The following is a 22,925-nucleotide window of genomic DNA, read 5'->3' on the forward strand; positions in this document are numbered from 1 at the left end:
CATCACCTCTTATTCGTCAGATTCCTCAGCTACTGGTTCAGCCTCTAAGAAAAGAGATTCAGAGTCTTCAGTTCTTGGGAAAATACCGAGTTCCCTTGCATCTGTTTCGCTTTTAATGTCAATTTTCCAGCTAGTCAGCTTTGCTGCAAGACGAGCATTTTGACCTCTTTTACCAATGGCTAACGACAGCTGATAATCAGGGACAATAACTGTTGTCGCCTTATCTTCTTCATTTACAATGACATCAAGTACTTTTGATGGACTTAATGCATTGGCAACAAATTCAACCGGGTCATTAGACCAATGGACAATGTCAATTTTTTCGCCTTTTAGCTCGTTGACAATTGCTTGTACACGCTGACCTTTTGGTCCAACACAAGAACCAACTGGGTCAACATCAGGATCATCTGTACGAACAGATATTTTAGAACGGTCCCCAGCTTCTCTAGCAACCGATTTAAGCTCTACAGTACCATCATAAATTTCTGGCACTTCAATTTCAAATAAACGCTTTAAAAGACCTGGATGTGTTCTAGACACATAAATTTGTGGTCCTTTTGTTGTTTTTTCGACTTTTGTAATAAACACCTTAATGCGGTCATGTGGTTTGTAATCCTCATTTGGCATTTGTTCGTTGACCGGAAGAAGGGCTTCGATTTTGCCAAGTGACACGTAAATGAATTTACTGTCAATTCGCTGAACGATTCCCGTCATAATGTCTTCCTCGCGATCGATAAACTCAGTGTAGATCACACCTCGCTCTGCTTCTCTCACTCGCTGCGTCACCACTTGTTTCGCAGTCTGAGCTGCAATGCGTCCGAAGTCTTTTGGCGTGACTTCAATTTCAACGACGTCACCTACCATGTAATTCGGGTTGATATTGGCTGCATCATCTACAGAGATTTCAAGGCGAGAATCATACACTTCATCTACAACATCTTTTCTTGCAAATACGCGAATCGTTCCCGTTTCGCGGTTTAAATCAACACGAACATTTTGTGCTTGATTAAAGTTACGCTTATATGCAGAAATGAGTGCAGCTTCTATCGCTTCAATAATAATTTCTTTACTAATACCCTTCTCTTTCTCAAGAACAGTCAGGGCATCTAACAACTCACTACTCATTTTTATGGTTCCCCCTTATATCAATGAAAAGGTTAATTGAACGAAACTGCTAATCTTGCGTTAGCTATTTTTTCGTATGGAATATTGATCTCTTTCTTTCTTGTCTTGATCTTCACTGTCACTGTTGCAATCTCACCATCAAAGCTTGTAAGCTCACCTTCAAATGCTTTTTCACCATCAATTGGTTCATATGTTTTCATGAAAACATTTTTTCCAAGTGCTTTTTCAAAATCAGCTTTTTTCTTTAATGGGCGCTCCGCTCCAGGAGAGGACACTTCAAGAAAGTAGTTTTGGCTAATCGGATCTGCCTCATCAAGCTTTTCGCTCAAGGCTTCGCTCACTTTGGCACATTCTTCGATATCGACACCTTTATCAGAGTCAATAAACACGCGAAGGAACCAGTTTTGACCCTCTTTGACAAATTCAACATCAACGAGTTCAAGCTGTAAGCCATCTAAAATTGGCTGCACCATTTCGCTTACGACATCCACTACTTTTTTGCTCATTCTCTTCCTCCTTGTGCTTTCGATAAACGCTCTTATCAATCATTCTGCATAAAAACCCTGCTTTATGTGAGCAGGGGGAGCAGAAAACGGATGAATAATGTCGAGACAAAAATTGCCTGTTCAATACAAAAGAGCGGGTTTCCCCACTCTTGTCTCGGTAATCGTTAGCATTTCCATAAAAACTATACCATATCCAATTTTTTTATGCAAATGAAGTTCCTTATTCAGCAGGCATTCGTCATCAGTTCTTTTCGTTCATTCTTTTCGCATGTTCACTGATAAGTGCTGCCTCTCTGCTCCCCTTTATGATGCGGAAACCGTCATAATCCGGATAGAGCGAATCATCGTCCTGAATACTTGTTAAAATCCAAAATTGACTGCCAGCTCCTCCGAGCCGCTCAACCGCTGACAGCCAGCTTTGATATACGTCAGGACGCGCTGATTGATTTTGAACGCCAAACTCTTCTAACACAACTGGTTTTCCGATTGACTTCCCGCGGGTGATATGGTCTTCGATCCATTTCACTCCCCAAGCAGCTGACTTGTTCCAGTGATCTGGGTACAGATGATAGGTTCCATAATCGATATTAGAGAGAGCCGTCAAACGGTCCCAATCGACGCCTTCTCCGCCTCCATAAAACCAGTCTTCATGTTCTGGTATGCGAAAGAACCCTTCATCTCCTACTGCAACTAGATGGTGACGATCCAGCGATTTGATCCACGTACTCATTTCATCTGCCCATTTGACTAGTATATTTCCCGTTGGATCTGACTGCACACGCGGCTCATTGGCTAATTCCCAAGTCATAATAGCTGGATCGTCCTTATATTGAACACCTGTGTACGTATTGGTTCTTTCTAATACATAGCGCACATAATTTTTGTAAGCTTTTTGTATACGAGGATCTGTATAAAAGGCATCATGCGATCCTGCCTCGAACCACTTTACGTATTGATTCATCCCGCCAAAATCATCCCAATTGTTCACTAGTGGGATGACAAGTTTTATTCCTTCCTGTCCCGCTTTATAAATCGCATAATCTAGTTTTTGAAAACCCGATTCTTCATAGACCCCTGGACTAGATTGTAAGACTGAGTTTTCTTGAGGGGCCCCATCGTGAAATCCCCAAATACGTATGACCTTTAAATTCATTGCTTTCATATCATCGAACACAGCATCTACCATCTTTTTAGATTTGTAATGGAAATAGTAATTATTTGTGCCAGCGAAGTAAAATGGTTGATTGTTCAGCGTAAATTGTGTACCAGACGTCTGTACATAAGAGGCGGCCTTAATCGTAAGTGAAAACCAGCCGGCCCATATAGCGGCCACAAGTATGAAGCAAGACACTCTTTGAGTCCATTTCTTCATTTAAATTCCCCTCACAATCTAGCCTTCTTCAGGTACGATCACATCTAGCCGAAGCGGTGTTTGTTCATTTGAATCAAGTTCAATTGTCTGTTGTTTTAACAGTTTACTTTCTTTACCGATTCGAATCTCATATGTCCCGTGAAATGCTCGACATGTCACATTGCCATTAGCATCTGTTTTTTCAACTCTTTGTGTCGTCCACTCATTTAGAAGCTTTTCGTAACGTCGGCCTGCTTCATTTAAAGACCAATCATAATTCACGATGGCCGCATGCTCACCTCTCCAATGGGCACCTGCCCAAAATCCCCACATTAGCACTCCTTTTACGGCTGGATGACTAAATGCGACGCGATATAAAGCCTCTAGGTTATCCGCTCTTCTATTAGCGTCAGGGTGAACAGAATCGTACTCTGTAACCCATATAGGAAGACCAAGCTCAGCAAGCACATCGAGCCTCTCTTTTACAACGACTGGATCGACCCGTTCTTCAAAATGTCCTTGAACACCAATCGCCTCAATAGGTGCGCCTAACTGACGCAGTTCATTGATATGCGCTTTATAAGCGTGGTGCTCACCATATGAGATCACATTATAATCATTCACAAACAATAGTGCTTGAGGGTCAATTTTTTTCGTTTCTTCATACATCCACTTCCAAATATTTTTCCCGAAGCGATCTTTAAAAAATGAACCATGCATCATTTCATTGTTTACATCCCAATGACGGAATCTCCCTTTAAAATGATTACCCGCATGCTCAAGCCGGTTTTTCATCGATTCATACACTTCGTGATTCGGTAGTGACCTCAGCCAGCTTGGATTCGCATCCTCTACCTCCCAAAATAAAGCGTGCCCTCTCACTGGAAGTTGATGTTTGTCTGCAAAATTCAGCATCGCATCTGCTTTTTCGTAAGTGATTTTCCCTCTTTCAGGCTCATTCGCATACCATTTTGCCTCATTTTCAAAAACAGCCCAATTAAAATACTTCACAAAAAAATCGGCATATTGTTGATTAAACAACACTTGGTCATTCATCGCTGAACCAAATGCGAATTCATGCCTATTTTGCTTAATCTCAACCTCTATACCTGCTATTGGCTTTTTTTCGTGATTTGTGACATTTATTTCAAGATCTCTTTGTCTATGCTCTGAAATTCGATCATTCGCCTCTTTTTTCCACATCAGATTTATCTGCCCATTTTCGCCCTTGTTTAATGATTGATGAAGAAAACTTCTTTCTTTGACCATGTAAAAACACCCTTATCTTCACTGGATTTATATTTCCTAATCAAACTGCCGGCTCAAAGAAACCGGCAGCTTAAATTTGACCTGCTAGTTGATGAGACGATGATATTCAGCGTAGGCAGTGGCCATATCCACTTGAGACCAGAAACGGTGATAGGTGAAAACCGGTGCCCCATTCTCCCATTTGCCTGTTGCTTCATTAAATGAAGACTGATATTTACTCTCGAGTGAAGACCATGCTGGATCTTGTTTAATGTTCGGACGAAGATCAGCAAAACTCGTATAGACCCCATTACCTCCTCGCTGCGGATCAGAAGGAATAGTGCTGGCTCCAGGAATCTGATTCCCTTGACCAAATGTCCCGTTCCAACCATTTGGGAAATACACTTCTTTTTTAAAGAAGCGGTCATAGTCCTCTCTTTCTTCTTCTGTTACAATGCCCACGCCATCATTGTAATTCCACGCAACCTCAAGGAGCTGTGCGGCAGCATCTTTCGCTCTGACACCAAGCGCTGTATAATCTCCTGTTTCTAGCTTAGTGGCAGCAGCAAAGAAAGTTAAAGCCTTGACTAGACTCCCTAGTACGCCCGTATCCTGAGTTGGATCTTTTGTTACAGCTGTTAAGTTTGGATTTCCTGTTGCAGACTGGAACCCATTCCAAGTGTCAGGCTGTCCGCTCCAAGCAATATTTCCAGGAAGCCAAAACTCGCCAGGTGCACTCGTTGTAGCAACAGCAGCATTTGTTCCTCCTAGAATTCTTTGTCCTTGGTCATCTAAGAAATAACCCTCTTCATCCGACACAGGACGGCTGCCGATAAAAATGTAATCTAATGCATAGTTGACCCATTTTGTGATGCAAGATTTGGCCATTTGGACATTTTCAGATGTTTTGTCTCCATCTTTCACAAAAATGTAATAAAGCTCTGCTACGCGCTCCATCGGCCATGCCTGCATCCCAAACCAGTTATTAGAAGGCGGGTCAAGATAAACAGGTGCATCCTCATATGCCATATCGTAAAAAGTACTTCTTCCCGCCGGATAAGCACTATAGTCTCCATTCCAGCTATTGGTTGCACCTCCTGCAATCGCTCCCTCTTTAGATTGAAGCCATACATAAAATTCAAGCTGCCTTTTTAATGTTTTTTCCCAATCGCTTGCACCAGTAGCGGAAGATGGCTTTAAGCCTCCTTTGTCTGAGGATAAAGCATAAGCGGCGACAGGGTTTTGATACCCTTGGTGACAATGGCTAGCTCCAATACGCCATGACCAGTTGGCATGGTCGCCAAGTCCTCCGCCCCAAGAGGTATACCACGCCATTAAGTAATGACAGGCACCCTTTCCGTTTCCAGGGTACGGATTCCCCTGTTTGCCGCTTCCAATCGTTTGAAAATATTTATCGTACATACCGTAACGAAGAAAATCCCCCATTTTTTTCGCTTTATCAAGATAGGCTGACTCATTATAGCCGAGTTCCTTCGCCCAATACATCACTTGTATTGCACGCGCATCAGCATCCGTCGCATTGGTATAGCGCCACTGAGCAGCTGGTGCTTGATTTTCTTTTGTGAACAAGCTCATAAAGCCTTCATTCGGCTTTCCAAAAGATTTATCATCTTGTGAAGGATGAGGGATGGCCTCCCATACGGATTCCTGTGGACCACGCTGGAATGTGTTCACATATGCAGCTGTATGTGATGGGTTGAGCAAGTTTCCATATTTATACCAGTTATCGACATCAAGCAGCCAGTGCATTAAATACGTTTCATTCGTTCCATAGGTTGATTTCAATTCACCATCAATCGGATCTTGACCCGCAGGACGAGCACCGCTTAACTGGCTAGGGTATTGATCCGGGTATGGTTTTTCTGCTGCGTATGTGGCTGGGCTAGAAGGGTTGTAGGCGCTCATATGCGGCTGCTCATCATTTCCATCTTCATTTACTGGGATGATGTACTTCTCCATATTGTCCCAGGCTGCCTCTAATTTGCTCCAATCTCCTGTGTAATGTCCGTACAACACCTCAAGCCACAGCCAATAGCTATACGCTTCTGACGTTGTCATATGCCCGTAATCAGGCGCTTCGCAAATGAGCGTCTCGATTGAATGATACGGAATTCCTTCTGGTGAAAAATATCCATTCGCATCACTTTTAATTTGATGATAAAGCGTTAAAAACCGTTCTTTGTTTGACAAGTCCTTCACCCTTTCAATAAATCTTGATTTTTATTTGTCTGGAAGTGCACCAAATACCAAAGCACCATCATCAAAAACAGGAATCCTCGCTGTTTTTTGCATATTAGATGTTAAGCCTTGAAAGGAATAATCATTTGAGGCATCCCATATAATCGCCCCATTTGGTGCAGATAATCGAAATTGTATTTCCTTCTTATGCTCTGATTCTCCTCCAGGAAAAATAGCTACGCCCGTAAAATCAATTTCTGCATAATATACGTGGGCTGATGCGTCATATACCTTCAGCGGAGATAAGGAAGCGCCTTCATTGTAGGCTGCTGTCACTTGAATATCTTTTTCAGTGAATCCCTTTGCAAAGACCTCACTTAGATTGACATAATATCTAAATGACAGCGTTTGACTGCTTCTTGCCGGCCAGCCGGAACGATTGTATAGAACCGCCTTCACCTGAGTTGATGTTGTATCGTTATTCATCAGAGCTGCCTCTACAAAAAACTCATCCTGAGCCTGTTCTTTAGGCGGGAAATTTGGAAGCTTAGATTGCCCCTTTCCAAACAGCTGCACCATTTTGGCTATATTTCCAGTAAAGGCGGCATTATAGTCCGTCGCCACCTCGTTTGATACATAATCAGAGATGTCATCGTCATATTGATCCTGTGCATTAGGCCCACCAACAAGCGCTCCATAAAGAGTGTGCCGATGATACGGAGGATTTGTCAGCTGGTTAGACCATGAGCCATGTGCAGTTCGATGGTGTGGATGCTTCGGCGGGTTCTGGCCAAACCCAACGACATAGCTTCTATTTAGCGGATTATCACCTAGCATATAGTGAGTTTGCTTGATCGCAAACGTTTGATATCGATTCTTTTTTTCTTCATCTGAAACCCAATCAGCATAGACAAAGGCTAAAAATGCTGCATTTGCTGTATAACGAAGCGATCCCCATTGATCTAGCCATGCCAAACCGCCAGGCGTATAAGTGATTCTTTCGACTTTTCCATTTTGAACAAGACCTGTGGTCCAGTAATCGAGGTTACGCTCTGTCGATTCTATAAATCTATTCTCCTTCGTGATTCTTGCGAGTAAGATTTGTGAAGCGAAGAAAGTATTGTCCCATGACATGGTAAACGTATAATCCCAATCCTTTGGCCATTCTTCTACTGCTTTTAGTGCTTGATTTAAATAGGTCTCTTCATTTGTTGCCAAGTACAGCCAGATTCCGCCCCAAATGAGTTCATCAATATAGCCGCTCCAGGAGTTGTAAAACGGCTGAGCGTTTGTGACACAATCTGTATACTCGCCGCGATACCTGTCAGCAAATGCATAAAGCTGTTTCGCGTGGGTCAGAAGCTTTGCTGCATAAGGGGCATCTGTCTCTTTAAAAATGATAGAACCCGCTGCTAAAGCTGCAGCAGTTTGTGCGGCTACTTCTGTTCCTGGACAATTTTCATCAATTTTAAAAGCTGGCCGGCTCATCGGCATCACTTCTGCCGGTCCCCACCAAGCATGATCGGCGTTCCCATCACCTACCTGCGCCCAAAACTCGTTCGGACCTGTATGTGCTTTCAAAAAATAATCCGTTGTCCACCTGATTTGATCGAGGATGTCATCTAGCAGTTCTGCCTCTTCATAGGCTTCTCGGTATTCATATACTGTCCATGCAAGCACAGCTGCTGAGTAGGCCATCGGAAGCCCAAATTTCACATGATCACCTGCGTCATACCAGCCGCCAGTTAAATCATGCCCTACATCCTTCCCGTCCTCTAGTCCAGAATCTCCCCGCCAGTTGAGACGGCTGCTTTCGGGAAGCTTTCCAGACCGCTGCGCTTCATAAAACAACAAGGATTTTTGAAGAACCTCTACATAATTATAAGATGCCATTTCCGTATGACTCACTCCTTCTTTTTAGTCAAACATGAATAGACAAGCCACCTCCTTTTATTCAGAACGTGATTTGAACAGTTTTGAAAAGAATCAAATACGTTTCAAAAATAAGCATAGTAAACAGCAATCAGCTTTACGCTCATCGAAGGTTTTTTCTCTTGATTCTTTTTGTGACTGTACCCAGAATGATCATATGTCGCATGAGAACATTTCAGACGGCGAAATTCTCTTTTTTGCTCTATTTGGGTAGAAAGAATGACATACAATCTCTTCTCTTAAAACATCACGTTAAATCAAGGTATATGAATGAATAAGAAAATGATTCCATTTGGTGGAAAATCTTTATTAGTTAACATAATAAAATTATTGTATATGAAAAAAAGAACGCCCCTTTAAGGACGCTCTTCATGAATCGCATTAAAACAAAGAAAGCTGGTTTTGATCGGGAAGTGCTTCTAAGCAGCCTTGACGATCTAAATATTCTAGGATCGTTTTCGACACTTTTCCGCGTTTTTGTAAATCTTCTTTTGAAAGGAATTCCCCGTCTTGTCGTGCGCGAACAATATTTAACGCAACGTTTGTTCCGAGTCCAGGGATCGAGTTGAATGGCGGAATTAATCCATCTCCATCAATGATAAACTCTGTTGCACTTGATCGGTAGAGGTCCACTTTTTTGAAATGGTAGCCTCTTTCACACATTTCAAGCGCAAGCTCTAGTACAGTTAATAGGTTCTTTTCTTTCGGTGATGCATCTAGACCTTTTGAGTTAATATCGTCCATGACTGCTCGAATCGCATTCGATCCTTTTGTCATTGTTTCGATATCAAAGTCATCTGCACGAACGGTAAAGTAAGCCGCATAGTATAAAAGTGCATGATGCACCTTGAAGTAGGCAATCCGTACAGCCATTAATACGTAAGCAGCTGCGTGGGCCTTAGGGAACATGTATTTGATCTTTTTACAAGAATCAATATACCAGTTCGGTACATTATTATTCTTCATTTCTTCTTCCCATTCAGGGGGGAGCCCCTTTCCTTTACGAACAGACTCCATGATTTTAAATGCGAGTGACGGCTCTAAGCCCTGATAGATGAGATAGACCATAATATCGTCACGGCACCCAATCACTTCACTTAGTTCACACGTTTTATTGTGAATGAGCTCTTGCGCGTTTCCGAGCCATACATCCGTCCCGTGTGATAGTCCAGAGATCTGAACGAGCTCTGAGAAGGTCGTTGGTTTTGTATCCTCAAGCATTTGCCGAACAAACCTTGTCCCAAACTCCGGAATACCGAGTGTACCTGTTTTACAGCCAATTTGCTCTTCTGTTACACCTAGAGGCTCTGTTCCTTGGAAAATTTTCATTACTTCAGGATCGTCTGTTGGAATCGTTTTTGGATCAATTCCGCTTAAATCCTGAAGCATACGAATAACCGTTGGATCATCGTGCCCTAGTATATCCAGCTTGAGCAAGTTGTCATGGATTGAATGGAAATCAAAATGCGTCGTTTTCCAATCAGAACCTGTCGCATCTGCTGGATATTGAATTGGTGAGAAATCATAAATGTCCATATAATCCGGCACTACGATAATACCGCCTGGGTGCTGGCCCGTTGTCCGTTTGACCCCTGTACAGCCTTGGACAAGCCGGTCGATTTCTGCGCCCCTCATATGAAGATTATGATCTCCTGCGTAGCCTTTCACGTAACCATAAGCTGTTTTTTCTGCAACAGTACCAATCGTACCTGCTCGGTATACATACTCTTCACCAAACAGCTCTTTCGTATAGTTATGTGCAATCGGCTGATATTCACCTGAGAAGTTCAAGTCGATATCAGGGACTTTGTCTCCTTTAAAACCTAAGAACGTTTCAAACGGAATATCATGTCCGTCTTTTTTGTACGGCGTACCACATTCTGGGCAGTTTTTGTCAGGAAGATCAAAGCCTGAACCAACAGATCCGTCATTAAAGAACTCTGAATGCTTACAGCTTGGACATACATAATGCGGGGCAAGTGGGTTCACTTCGGTAATCTCTGTTAATGTTGCAACAAGAGATGAGCCGACAGATCCCCTTGAACCAACAAGATATCCATCATCAAGTGATTTCTTTACAAGCTTATGAGAGATTAAGTAAATAACGGCGAATCCATGGCCGATAATACTTTTTAATTCTTTCTCAATACGGTCTTCTACAATTTTCGGCAAATCATCTCCGTAGATGCTGCGCGCCATTTGATAGCTCATTTCCCGTATTTCTTCATCTGCACCTTCAATTTTTGGTGTGTATAGGTCATCTTTGATTGGTTTAATGCTTTCGACCATCTCAGATACTTTTTTCGTATTCGCCACGACGATCTCTTTCGCTTTTTCGTCTCCTAGGAAGGAGAATGCTTCAAGCATTTCATCTGTCGTTCTAAAATGAACTTTTGGCAGTTCGTGACGGTTAAGCGGATTTGCTCCACCCTGTGATGAAATTAAGATTTTACGATAAATTTTGTCTTCTGGATGCAGATAATGCACATTTCCAGTTGCCACGACTGGTTTATTGAGCTTTTCGCCAAGCTTCACAATGTTTGTGATGATTTCTTTTAACGCACGTTCATCTCGAACAAGCTCCAGCTGCAGGAGATGCTGATACACTTCTGGCGGATGAACTTCTAAATAGTCGTAAAATGCTGCAATGTCTTCCACCTCATCAGGTGATTTTTGCATCATTCCTTCAAAGACCTCACCCTTATCACAGGCAGACCCGATAATTAAACCTTCTCGATATTTCTCAAGCTGTGAGCGCGGAATGCGCGGCACCCGGTAGAAATAATGAATATGAGAAAGAGAAACAAGTTTGAATAAATTTTTCAGACCGGTCTCATTTTGTGCGATCAGAATGGCATGGTAAGGACGTGAGCGCTGGTAGGCATTAGACTGACCCATGTTTTCATTCAATTGATCGTGATAGGCAATTTCTTTTTCAGCCGCATCTCTTAGCATCTTCAGCATGAGGTAGCCTGTCGCCTCTGCATCGTAAATGGCCCGGTGATGCTGCGTCAGTTCTATATCGAACTTTTTACAAAGTGTGTTCAGCCGGTGATTTTTAAATTCAGGGTAAAGAAATCGGCCGAGTTCAAGTGTATCAATCACAGGGTTTGACGCTTTATCTGTTTTTAACAGGCGTTTGTACGCTGCATTTAAAAAGCCCATATCAAAGCTTGCATTGTGCGCAACAAGGATATCTTGTCCAATCCATTCTTTGAAATCGCGCACGACATCGACGACATCTGGAGCATCTCTGACCATATCATCCGTAATACCCGTTAATTCGATCGTTGTCGCTGATAATGGGTGATGAGGATTTGCAAATGCCTCAAAGCGGTCAATGATTTCCCCGCCTTTTATTTTCACTGCTGCCAGCTCAATGATCGTGTCATAAACGGCTGAAAGTCCAGTTGTCTCTACGTCAAATACGACATACGTCGCGTCATCTAACAAACGGTGCTCCGGATTATAGGCAATGGGTACTCCGTCGTCGACCAAGTTGATTTCCACACCGTACATCATTTTGATGTCATGTTTTTTACTTGCTGCATACGCATCTGGGAAGGATTGTACAACCGCATGATCCGTCAGGGCAATCGCTTCATGTCCCCATTTTTTTGCTTGTTCCACCAGCCTGCCAATGCCAGTGACAGCATCCATTTGGCTCATTGGGGAATGCAAATGAAGCTCGACACGTTTTTCACCCTCAGGTGCCGTATCCTCTTTCAGCTGAGGTTTCATTTCATTGACGTCATTGGCAATCATGACAAGGTCTCTGACAAACGTATCGTTTTGAATGCTTCCTCTTGCTTTGACCCACATGCCTTTTTTCAATGATTTCATCAGCTGGGCATCTTCTTTTTCTCTTGCAAACATTTTGATTAAAATACTGTTTGTATAATCTGTAATCTTAAAGATACAAAGCGTTCTGCCGCTTTTCAGCTCACGCGTTTCTGCATCGAATACGTAGCCTTGAACGGTGATTCTTCGTTCCTCATCCATAATACTATCAAGCGTACGAATTTCTTCATTGTCTTTAATTTGATAGCCAATCATGAGAGGACCAGACGGAGCTTCATCCTGCTCCTCACTTTCCTTCTTCTCCATCTCAGTGAGGGCTTGCATCGCTCTTTCTTGATCTTCAGCAAGCTTTTGTTCTCTGAACTTCTGAATCTCTTGATCTGATACAAAAATTTCTGTATCGAATTGCAGCTCTGGAAAGCCCACTTGTTTAAAAGCAGCCTGGAGCATTGGGCTGTACTTCTTCTTGATGGCCAAAGCCTCTGTTTCACTTTTCGTTTTGATGATGATTTTATGTCCAGACAGCGATGGTTTTTGCTGCTGAAGCAAGCTGATGATTGGAGGAGAAATTCCTTGAAGCTCTTCCACACAATGTGACCAATACGATTGAACGAGCTCTTCAGAGATGTTCGGATCATTGACTTCAATCGTACAAGTGACTTGTGCAATATGAGAAAATGCATTTGTCAGCCTGCTGAGAAACATCGCATATACCTTGTAAGGCAGAAGCGCCTTAAATTTAAAAAGGAAATGCCACGTTTTCGTCGCCTTATGCACCGTCAATTTGACGATTTCTCCTTCTTCAAAGTAACGACTGAGGTCATCATCTGTCATTTGAATCTGATTGAGTAATATATGAAATTGCCGCCGTGTGATCGGTAATTGTTCATCCAAGACAGAACCCTCCTTTTGTCAATCAGAAAGGTACCTCTTTTCTACAGGAGGTACCTTCATTTTTTTGTTCGTTTTTATGCTTGGCGTATAAATGAAATCAGCTCATCAACAGATACTTCATGTGATTCACCTGATTTTCTAAACTTCACTTCAACAATGCCTTCTTCTGAACGTTTTCCGCAGCTAATGCGAATTGGCAGCCCAATTAAATCACTGTCTGCAAATTTTACTCCGGCACGCTCTTGGCGGTCATCGAAAAGTACGTCAAAGCCCTCATCTTCTAAGCGCTCGTATAACGTTTCAGCCAGCTCTTTTTGAGCATCGTTTTTCATATTTAATGCAAGGAGATGAAGGTCATATGGCGCAACAGTTTCGGGCCAAATGATTCCTTTCTCATCGTGATGCTGTTCAACAATTGCTGAAAGAGTTCTAGAGATACCGATACCATAGCATCCCATAATCATTGGCTGCGCTCGTCCATTCTCATCGAGGTACGTCGCATCCATTGACTCAGAATAACGAGTGCCTAGTTTAAAGACTTGTCCTACTTCAATCCCTTTGGCAAACTGGATTGTGCCTTCTCCATCTGGAGAAACATCTCCTTCTTGAATCAAACGAAGATCTGTGAATTCTTTCACTGATACATCACGCGCAGGATTGACATTGACATAGTGATAATCCGCTTCGTTTGCACCTGCGACAGCATTTGTCATGCCTTTAACCGCAAGGTCTGCATAAATATCGACTTCTGCTTCCAGCTTCACAGGACCAACAAATCCAGGCTCTGTTCCAATGACTTCTAGTACTTCTTCGCGAGTAGCAAGCTCTACAAGCTGTGCTCCTACCAAGTTTTTCACTTTCACATCATTTACTTCATGGTCGCCTCTAGTCAGGATTAGAACATACGCATCATCTGCTTTAAACAAAACAGACTTGATACAAAGAGAAGGATCAACTTCTAAAAATCCAGCGATGTCTTGAATCGTTTTTACTTGCGGTGTGTGGACTTTTTCAAGTTCTTTGAAGTCCACAGGATTTGCTTCTTCTCCGTGATAAACAGCTTCAGCCATTTCAATGTTCGCAGCATAGGAAGATGTGTCAGAGTATGCAATTGTATCTTCTCCTACTTCTGACAGTGCCATAAACTCATGTGTATCTTTTCCTCCCATTGCACCAGAATCTGCAATGACTGGTCTAAAATTAAGACCTACTTTTGAGAATACATTGGAGTAAGCTGTAAACATCTTGTTGTATGTGTCATCAAGGCTTTCTGGTGAAGAATGGAATGAGTACGCATCCTTCATAATAAATTCACGTCCGCGCAGCAGCCCAAAACGCGGTCTCTGTTCATCGCGGAATTTTGATTGAATTTGATAAAGAGTTAAAGGAAGCTTCTTATACGATTTTACTTCGCTGCGTACGAGTGATGTGATCACCTCTTCGTGCGTTGGGCCAAGTGCGAACTCGCGGCCATGACGATCTTTCATACGCATCAATTCTGGACCGTATGTATACCATCTTCCTGACTCTTGCCACATTTCTGCCTGCTGCAGCACTGGCATTAACAGCTCAGCTGCTCCTGCCTTTTCCATTTCCTTGCGAACAATGGATTGAATATGCTGGATGACTTTATGAGCAAGCGGCAGATAATGATAGATTCCGCTTGTATTTTGTCTAATGAACCCAGCTCTTACTAAGAGCTGATGACTTTTTGCCTCAGCATCTGCCGGCACCTCTCGAAGAGTTGGAATGAAAGTCAGGGATTGTCTCATGTCGTTACACCTCATTTATGAAATAGGACTTCTCACAAAAACTCTTGTTTCCCGTAATGAGAAACAAGAGACATTGGTTTTTATAAAAATAATCGCTGGATGTCATTCCACGTAACCACTAGCATTAACAGCATGAGGAATGCAACACCGATAAAGACAACAAGTGCTTCTTTCTCACGATTAATTGGTTTACCACGAATGGCTTCAACAAACAAGAATAGTAAACGTCCTCCGTCTAGTGCAGGAATCGGTAATAAATTCACGATGCCTAAGTTGATACTAAGGAACGCCGCAAACTGCATTAATGTTAACACACCTTGCTTGGCTACTTCTCCTGTCATGTCATAGATCCCAACAGGACCTGCTAACATATCTAGTGAAAATTGTCCTGTGACAATTTTTTGCAAGTTCGTTAAAATCAGTCCTGCTGTTGAAATCACAGTCGTTCCTGAGGATGAAATAACCTTCAGAAATCCATTTTCCGTTGGCGGATAAGATCCGAAACGGCCAATGCTTTTTCCGTCTGCTTTCACAGCTTCTGGTACAACCTGCACAGTGCTTTCTTTGCCGTCTCGGTCAATGACGACATTCATTTTTTTCTCAGGGTTCTTTTGAACGGTTTGAACGACGTCTGTCCAAGAATTCATTTTATCCCCGTTAATGGACACGATGTGGTCACCCTGCATGAGTCCAGCTTCTGCCGCTCGGCCGTCTTTCGTCAGCTTGCCGAGTACAGGATCATCAACGGTTACCCCTTGAATAAAGCCTAAAGCAACCAAAATCACATACGCCAGGATAAAGTTCATAATCGGTCCAGCTGCGATCGCTTTAATACGCTGCCATACCGTTTTTGATCCAAATTGACGATTGTATGGTGCGATTTGAATTTCTTCACCATCTGCAATATAAAAGCTTGTTTGACTGACATTGTAGCCAGTCAAAATATCTTCATTTCCAGCTTCATATCCTGAGATTCTCATGGCATGATCTAAATCAATCTGCTCAACTTCGATGACAAGTGCATCAGGATATTTTTCTTTGTCATTTAAAATGATTTTTTCTACTTCATTTTGCTCATTGAATAAGAGCCCCACTGTATGACCTGGTTTAATTTCAATGACTTCAGGGTCCTCTCCTGCCATTTTAACAAATCCGCCAATAGGGAGAAGTCTAATGGTATAAACGGTTTCCTTTCGTTTAAAGGAGAAAATCTTCGGCCCAAAACCAATTGCGAACTCGCGGCATAAAATCCCCGCTCGCTGCGCCATAATTAAATGGCCAAGCTCGTGGAAAAAAACGAGCGTTCCAAAAATAATAATAAACGCAATCACTGTATTCACGAACATACCACCTTATGTGAGGATTGATTGAACAAAGTCTCGTGTATCTTTGTCCACTTCATGGATATCTTGCAAACTAGGCGTTGAAATCACATGATGTCTATTTAGTGCCTTTTCAATCAATTCTTCAATTTGCAGGAACGTTACTTTGCCTTTCAGAAATGCATCAACTGCCATTTCATTTGCTGCATTGAGCACAGCAGGCATTGTCCCTCCTATTTTACCTGATTCATAAGCAAAATGTAAGCAGCGATACCTGCCAAAATCCGCTTTTTGGAAATTCAATTGTCCAATCTCCCAAAGGTTCAATGATTTCGCTTCTGGTAATGGCGCCCTGTCAGGGTATGTGAGTGCATATTGAATCGGCACTCTCATGTCAGGTGTCCCTAACTGAGCCATGACGCTTTTGTCGTGAAATTCCACCATCGAATGGATAATGCTCTCTTTATGTAACAGCACATCAATTTGTTCATAAGGTATATCAAACAACCAATGTGCCTCAATCACCTCGAGCCCTTTATTCATCATCGTCGCTGAATCAATGGTAATTTTCGCTCCCATTGACCAGTTTGGGTGGTTCAGCGCTTCTTCAACCGTAACACCTTCAAGTTCAGTTCGTTTTTTATCTCGGAAACTACCACCTGAAGCTGTCACGATTAAGCGTTCAATGTTTTTAGCTTGTTCACCTTGCAGGCATTGAAAAATAGCGGAATGTTCACTATCGACAGGAAGTAAAGGTACATCATATGTTTTCGCGTACTCTTTTACTATATGACCAGCTGTGACAAGTGTTTCCTTATTTGCGAGTGCAATCGTCTTTTTTTGTTCAATGGCCTTTAATGTTGGAACAAGCCCAACACTTCCTACAAGTGCATTGACCACAACGTCCACTGCATCATAGGTCGCTGCCTCGATGTTGGCTTCATCACCAGCAGCCATCTTGACATCGTATTCAAATGAATGACCTTTTAGCGTCTGATAAGTCTCTTCACTTAAACATCCGACAAATTCAGGCTGAAACTGTTCTATGATTGGAACGGCCTTATCTACATTTCGGCCAAATGTCATGGCTTTCAGCTTAAATTTGTCTGGGTGCTGCCTAATCACATCTAATGTTTGTTCTCCGATTGATCCTGTTGCGCCTAATAGCGAAATATATTTCAAATTGCCACTCCTTCTCTCGTTCAATAAGTTTCTATGAGGTTAGCTGGCAAACGTTGCGAGCAGTAAATATAAAAACGGCAGAACGAACAAAAAGCTGTCAAACCTGTCCAAAATCCCGCCATGTCCAGGGAGAATTGTCCCTGAATCCTTTACGTGATAATGACGCTTTAAAGCAGATTCCACAAGGTCGCCAAGCTGTCCAAAGATACTGAGCAAAAGAGTAATAAACATAACAAGCAGATATGATGGCAAAAATCCTGTAACCGCCTGAAACACAAATGACAACACGACCGCTGTGACGATTCCGCCGATAAATCCTTCTACTGTTTTGTTTGGACTGATCTCTGGCCAGAGCTTTCGTTTCCCCATAGATTTCCCAATAAAGTAAGCACCTGAGTCAGTGGACCAAATAATCACTGCTGCGAAGAAGATCGCACTCATGCCATATAAGCCTCTAATCTGGATGAAATAATAGAAACTGACGCCAATATATAATGTCGCTAATACAACAAAAGCAACCTCATCGAATGTGAAAGAGTTTTTGCTCAACACTGTATAAGTTAAAAGGATTAAGACTGCAAATAAAGCAATTTGCATTTTTGATGCGTCTACGTTCGGGAAGAAGCTGTTCTCTCCGCCCATTAAAAGCCAAAGCAATATTAAGCTGACAATACCAGGAAAGCTGAAAATCGATATCTTTTTCATTCTTAGAAGCTCAAAGAGAGCGACACTTCCCATTAAGTAAATCAGCAGGGTAAATGGCATCTGTCCATATATAACCGCAAGTAAAAAGCCTGCAGCTGCCAAAACACCCGTCAAAATTCTTTGTTTCATCTGCACCACCCTCTAAATTCCACCGAACCTCCGGCCGCGGCGCTGGTATTCTCCGATAGCGCCTATAAGATGCTCATCAGAAAAGTCAGGCCAAAGCACATCCGTAAAGACAAACTCGCTGTATGCAATTTGCCAAAGCATAAAGTTACTTAATCTAATTTCTCCACTTGTGCGAATAAGCAAATCCGGATCTTGAAGAGATTCTGTCATTAAATAAGCTGAAAACATCTCTTCTGTGATGTCTTCTGCTTGAAGCTTACCTTCTTTGACTTTTTCAGAAATTTGTCTGCATGCGGAGACGATTTCTGTGCGCCCTCCATAGTTGAGCGCAAAATTCAAAACGAGTCCGTCGTTATTCGCCGTACTCTTTACTGCGTTCTCTACCGCTCTTTTCGTATGCTGCGGGAGGCCGTCTGGATCACCTGTTAAGCGCACACGGACATTTTCCTCGATGAGTTCAGGCAGGTAGATGTTCAAAAATTCTTCAGGAAGCTTCATTAAAAAGTCTACTTCTAGTTTTGGACGTTTCCAATTTTCCGTAGAGAAAGCATACAAAGTCAGCACTTTGACATTCAGCTCATTTGCAAGCTTTGTCATGCGCTTGACGACTTTCATTCCTTCATGATGTCCTGCTACCCGTGGAAGAGCACGTTTTTTCGCCCATCTTCCGTTCCCATCCATGATAATGGCGATATGTTCAGGAATTTCTCCATTTAATATGTCTTCTTTTGTCAGGCTTTCTAAGTTGGAAGCAGCAGTTTGCTGATTCTTCCAATTTTTGAGTATATTGAGCATGAGATTCCTCCATCACCCAAAAAGGTTGCGTTCCCGCTAATAATATAGTCACCAACAGTATTAACAAAAAAACCCCCTGTAAACATGAAGAGGGTCTTTTCACTATTATCTATTGTACATAGTTTTTTCTTAAACTTCCATGATTTCTTTTTCTTTATCTTTCGTCACGTCATCAATTTTAGCGACATATTCATCTGTCAATTTTTGAACATCCTCTGTCGATGATCTTAATTCATCTTCAGTGATCTCACCATTTTTCTCAAGCTTTTTCAACTCATCGTTTGCATCACGACGAACATTACGAACAGCTACTTTTGCTTCTTCTGAATATTTTCTTACCACTTTCACAAGCTCTTTACGCCTTTCTTCTGTTAGTGCAGGAATCGCAATGCGGATCACATTTCCGTCACTTGTTGGCGTGATGCCAAGATCAGACTTTTGGATCGATTTTTCGATATCACCGATGGCTGTTTTATCATAAGGTGTGATAATCAGCATACGTGCTTCTGGCACTGTGATTGACGCGATTTGGTTGAGTGGTGTTTGTGCACCGTAATAATCAACCGTCACTTTATCAAGCAATGAAGCATTTGCTCTGCCCGCACGAACAGTTGCTAGTTCACGTCCGTATGCTTGAACGGCTTTTTCCATTTTTTCTTTCGTTTGGTTCAATACTTCTTTTGACACGTTATTTCCCCCTCACAATCGTTCCAATTGATTCGCCATTGACGGCACGTTTAATATTTCCTTCTTCCATAATGGAGAATACGATTAATGGAATGTCATTGTCCATACATAATGAGGACGCAGTAGAATCCATTACAGCAAGCCCTTCTTTTAACACGTCAAGATATGAAAGCTTATCATATTTTACTGCATCCGCATCTGTACGAGGATCAGCACTGTAGACACCGTCTACATTATTTTTCGCCATTAAAATGACATCTGCTTCAATTTCTGCTGCACGAAGTGCTGCCGTTGTATCTGTAGAGAAATAAGGGTTACCAGTACCTGCAGCAAAAATCACGACACGTTTCTTCTCAAGATGACGGATCGCTTTTCTTCTTATGTATGGCTCTGCAACCTGTCTCATTTCGATAGAGGTTTGTACCCTAGACTGAATGCCAAGCGTTTCTAGGCTGTCCTGCAGCGCGAGTGAATTCATCACTGTTGCCAGCATGCCCATGTAGTCTGCTGTTGCACGGTCCATTCCTAAGTCACTGCCTGTCTTACCGCGCCAAAGGTTTCCTCCGCCTACAACAACTGCAACTTCAACATCAAGCTCTGCAATTTCTTTTACTTGCTTTGCAATTGATTGAATGACAGTTGGGTTAATTCCATTTCCAGCATCACCTGCTAGTGCTTCGCCACTTAGCTTCAGTACAATGCGATTATATTTCGGTTTGCTCATGATAACCTCCAAGTGTAAACTATACCGTCTCTTATTATGCGTAAGAAACTGTCTTTTGTAAATCAATATCCTCTAAAAAATAGGGAACACAGTGCTTGTGCTCCCTAAAAAAGCCCCAGAGAGCTTTTCAAACATTATTTTTTCACTTGGCTCATAACTTCTTCAGCAAAGTTGTCTTGACGCTTTTCAATACCTTCGCCCACTTCATAGCGAACATAAGTTTGAATGCTTGCGTTTTTCGCAGCTACTACTTGTTTCACTTTTTCATCTGGGTTTTTAACGAATGCTTGGTCAAGTAAGCAAATTTCTTCAAAGAATTTGTTTAGACGGCCTTCTACCATTTTAGCTACGATATTTTCAGGCTTTCCTTCTTGAAGCGCTTGCTGTGTTAATACTTCGCGCTCACGGTTTGCTTCTTCTTCTGACACTTGGTCACGAGAAATGTATTTAGGGTTTACAGCAGCAACGTGCATTGCAATGTCTCTTGCAAGCTCTTCGTCAGTTGTTCCGTTAAGAACAGCTAACACACCGATGCGTCCGCCCATGTGTAAGTAAGAACCGAATGCTGCGTTATCTTCTTTCGTGATAACAGAGAAACGACGTAGAGTGATTTTCTCTCCGATTTTTGCAATTGCAGATGTGATATGCTCTTCAACAGTTGAACCGTTTTCCATTTTAGAAGCATGAGCTTCTTCAATTGTTGCAGGTTTAGCAGCAAGCAAATGATCAGCAAGTTCGTTAAGAAGTGATTGGAATCCTTCGTTTTTCGCAACGAAATCAGTCTCAGAGTTCACTTCTAGGATCACGCCTGTGTTGCCGTCAGTTTTGATAAGAGTTAATCCTTCTGCAGCAATACGGTCTGCTTTTTTCGCAGCTTTTGCAATTCCTTTTTCTCTTAGAAGATCGATTGCTTTGTCGATGTCACCATCAGTTTCTGTTAACGCTTTTTTACAGTCCATCATACCTGCACCAGTTTTTTGACGCAGTTCTTTAACTAATTGAGCAGTAATAGCCATTTTACATTTCCTCCTTCTATGTTAAAACACGGATTACTAGGTGAAAAAAAGGTGATAAAAGGCATTTCCCTCTTATCACCTTTTGAATAGGTTACGCAGTTGTTGTTTCAGTTTCTGTCGTTTCTTCTACAACAGCTTCTTCTTCGCCTTGTTTAGACTCAAGAATCGCATCTGCCATTTTAGCAGTTAGAAGTTTTACAGCACGGATTGCATCATCGTTTGCAGGGATCACAACATCAATTTCGTCTGGATCACAGTTTGTGTCAACGATACCGATGATTGGGATATTCAATTTACGAGCTTCTGCAACTGCAATACGCTCTTTACGAGGGTCGATAATGAAAAGTGCATCCGGAAGACCTTTCATGTCTTTGATTCCGCCTAGGAATTTTTCAAGACGCTCTAATTCTTTTTTCAGTTGAACGACTTCTTTCTTAGGAAGAACATCGAATGTACCGTTTTCTTGCATTTTTTCAATATCTTTTAAACGTTTGATACGTTTTTGGATTGTTTCAAAGTTTGTTAAAGTTCCACCAAGCCAGCGTTGGTTCACATAGAACATACCAGAACGGATTGCTTCTTCTTTCACTGAATCTTGTGCTTGCTTTTTCGTACCAACGAAAAGGATTTTTCCTCCGTCAGCAGCAAGGTTTTTCGTGAAGTTGTAAGCTTCTTCTACTTTTTTCACCGTTTTTTGAAGATCGATGATGTAGATACCGTTACGCTCTGTAAAGATGTAACGCTTCATTTTTGGGTTCCAACGGCGCGTTTGGTGACCGAAGTGAACACCAGCTTCTAGCAATTGTTTCATAGAAATAACTGACATTTTGTTGCCTCCTAATATAATGGTTTTTTTTCCTCCGCTCAAGTCATGTTCACATAAAACTGCGCCACGGCAGCACCTTCATACGAATCATTAAGCGTGTGTATTTAACACCAAGAAATAATATAACACATGATGGACTGACAATCAAGAATCCTTTACAGCTTTCCGCTAAATTTTAATAAAAGCTCGATTTCTGTCTTGCCCGTTTTCAGTTCTTTCGCTATTTCTTCTAGCGAATGCCCTTTGTCATATAAGGTCTTCACTTGGTCCTCAAATGTTTCTTCTATTTCACCTTCAGAAGGCACAGAAGCTTCTGATTCAAGATGTGGAACGGGTTCGTTTACCTTCTCTTCCTGCACTTCAACTTCACTAAGGAGAGCCGCCAAGTGCTCTGGTACTGGATCTTCACTTTCTACCGATTGCTGGGATTCAATTGGTGGTTGTGGCTGCTTTGGTGTCTGAAAATCCGATTTCAGCTCTTCAGCAGAAAAATCAGGGGAAGCGGCTGCCACTTTTGATAGTTTGTCATTCTCTTCTTTGACTTCCATCAAAAATGCAGCCAGGGTATTTTCCGTTTCTTCTAGAAGTTCTCGCTGCTTTTGTTCAGTTGCCTTTAGCGAATTCATTCTCGTATATAAAATGATCACAAAATAAATAAGTGCAGCATGAAGCATGAAGCTAATCAGCCATAACATATTTTTTCACTCACTA

The 22,925-nt window shown here is 42.0% G+C and carries 17 protein-coding genes; all 17 read right to left on the bottom strand.

The window, feature by feature from the left end:
• Window positions 1-9: 9 nt before the first annotated feature.
• On the bottom strand, window positions 10-1,125 hold the full coding sequence (gene nusA, locus ACSSTM_RS03600; protein WP_007499530.1) for a transcription termination factor NusA: 1,116 nt from the start codon (window positions 1,123-1,125) through the stop codon (window positions 10-12).
• Window positions 1,126-1,157: 32 nt separating this feature from the next.
• The gene (gene rimP / locus ACSSTM_RS03605) at window positions 1,158-1,631 is read right to left on the bottom strand and encodes a ribosome maturation factor RimP (protein ID WP_003211398.1); all 474 of its coding nucleotides are present in this window, start codon (window positions 1,629-1,631) and stop codon (window positions 1,158-1,160) included.
• Between the two features lie 241 nt (window positions 1,632-1,872).
• Entirely contained in the window at window positions 1,873-3,003 is a 1,131-nt protein-coding gene (locus ACSSTM_RS03610; protein ID WP_034662293.1) for a glycoside hydrolase 5 family protein, read from the bottom strand.
• A gap of 18 nt (window positions 3,004-3,021) precedes the next feature.
• Window positions 3,022-4,251 carry an endo-1,4-beta-xylanase gene (locus ACSSTM_RS03615; RefSeq protein ID WP_034662295.1) on the bottom strand — a complete coding sequence of 410 codons (1,230 nt, stop codon included), beginning with the start codon at window positions 4,249-4,251 and terminating at the stop codon, window positions 3,022-3,024.
• Between the two features lie 84 nt (window positions 4,252-4,335).
• Window positions 4,336-6,441 (bottom strand): glycoside hydrolase family 48 protein, encoded by a 2,106-nt coding sequence (locus ACSSTM_RS03620; RefSeq protein ID WP_060596287.1) that lies wholly within the window; start codon window positions 6,439-6,441, stop codon window positions 4,336-4,338.
• Window positions 6,442-6,471: 30 nt separating this feature from the next.
• Window positions 6,472-8,322 carry a glycoside hydrolase family 9 protein gene (locus ACSSTM_RS03625; protein WP_095285180.1) on the bottom strand — a complete coding sequence of 617 codons (1,851 nt, stop codon included), beginning with the start codon at window positions 8,320-8,322 and terminating at the stop codon, window positions 6,472-6,474.
• A 420-nt stretch (window positions 8,323-8,742) separates the two neighbouring features.
• Window positions 8,743-12,996: a PolC-type DNA polymerase III gene (locus ACSSTM_RS03630; protein ID WP_437404287.1), complete on the bottom strand. Its 4,254-nt coding sequence runs from the start codon at window positions 12,994-12,996 to the stop codon at window positions 8,743-8,745.
• 134 nt (window positions 12,997-13,130) lie between these two features.
• Window positions 13,131-14,828, bottom strand: a complete 1,698-nt coding sequence (locus ACSSTM_RS03635; protein ID WP_437403996.1) for a proline--tRNA ligase — start codon at window positions 14,826-14,828, stop codon at window positions 13,131-13,133.
• A gap of 80 nt (window positions 14,829-14,908) precedes the next feature.
• The gene (gene rseP, locus ACSSTM_RS03640; RefSeq protein ID WP_095285177.1) at window positions 14,909-16,174 is read right to left on the bottom strand and encodes an RIP metalloprotease RseP; all 1,266 of its coding nucleotides are present in this window, start codon (window positions 16,172-16,174) and stop codon (window positions 14,909-14,911) included.
• A 6-nt stretch (window positions 16,175-16,180) separates the two neighbouring features.
• On the bottom strand, window positions 16,181-17,332 hold the full coding sequence (gene dxr / locus ACSSTM_RS03645; RefSeq protein ID WP_095285176.1) for a 1-deoxy-D-xylulose-5-phosphate reductoisomerase: 1,152 nt from the start codon (window positions 17,330-17,332) through the stop codon (window positions 16,181-16,183).
• A gap of 39 nt (window positions 17,333-17,371) precedes the next feature.
• On the bottom strand, window positions 17,372-18,166 hold the full coding sequence (locus ACSSTM_RS03650; RefSeq protein WP_034662316.1) for a phosphatidate cytidylyltransferase: 795 nt from the start codon (window positions 18,164-18,166) through the stop codon (window positions 17,372-17,374).
• Window positions 18,167-18,178: 12 nt separating this feature from the next.
• Entirely contained in the window at window positions 18,179-18,961 is a 783-nt protein-coding gene (locus tag ACSSTM_RS03655) for an isoprenyl transferase (RefSeq protein ID WP_034662319.1), read from the bottom strand.
• A 129-nt stretch (window positions 18,962-19,090) separates the two neighbouring features.
• Window positions 19,091-19,648: a ribosome recycling factor gene (gene frr / locus ACSSTM_RS03660; protein WP_003212469.1), complete on the bottom strand. Its 558-nt coding sequence runs from the start codon at window positions 19,646-19,648 to the stop codon at window positions 19,091-19,093.
• Between the two features lies 1 nt (window position 19,649).
• Window positions 19,650-20,372, bottom strand: a complete 723-nt coding sequence (gene pyrH, locus ACSSTM_RS03665) for a UMP kinase (protein ID WP_008344767.1) — start codon at window positions 20,370-20,372, stop codon at window positions 19,650-19,652.
• 134 nt (window positions 20,373-20,506) lie between these two features.
• Window positions 20,507-21,388, bottom strand: a complete 882-nt coding sequence (gene tsf / locus ACSSTM_RS03670) for a translation elongation factor Ts (protein WP_012009978.1) — start codon at window positions 21,386-21,388, stop codon at window positions 20,507-20,509.
• 91 nt (window positions 21,389-21,479) lie between these two features.
• A complete protein-coding gene (gene rpsB, locus ACSSTM_RS03675) occupies window positions 21,480-22,214 on the bottom strand; it encodes a 30S ribosomal protein S2 (RefSeq protein WP_003212093.1) in 735 nt (244 codons plus the stop codon).
• 155 nt (window positions 22,215-22,369) lie between these two features.
• Window positions 22,370-22,909 carry a Swarming motility protein SwrB gene (locus ACSSTM_RS03680; protein ID WP_095285175.1) on the bottom strand — a complete coding sequence of 180 codons (540 nt, stop codon included), beginning with the start codon at window positions 22,907-22,909 and terminating at the stop codon, window positions 22,370-22,372.
• Between the last annotated feature and the right edge of the window lie 16 nt (window positions 22,910-22,925).

It is taken from the genome of Bacillus sp. RK1064 (assembly GCF_051488405.1).
Taxonomy (GTDB): Bacteria; Bacillota; Bacilli; order Bacillales; family Bacillaceae; genus Bacillus.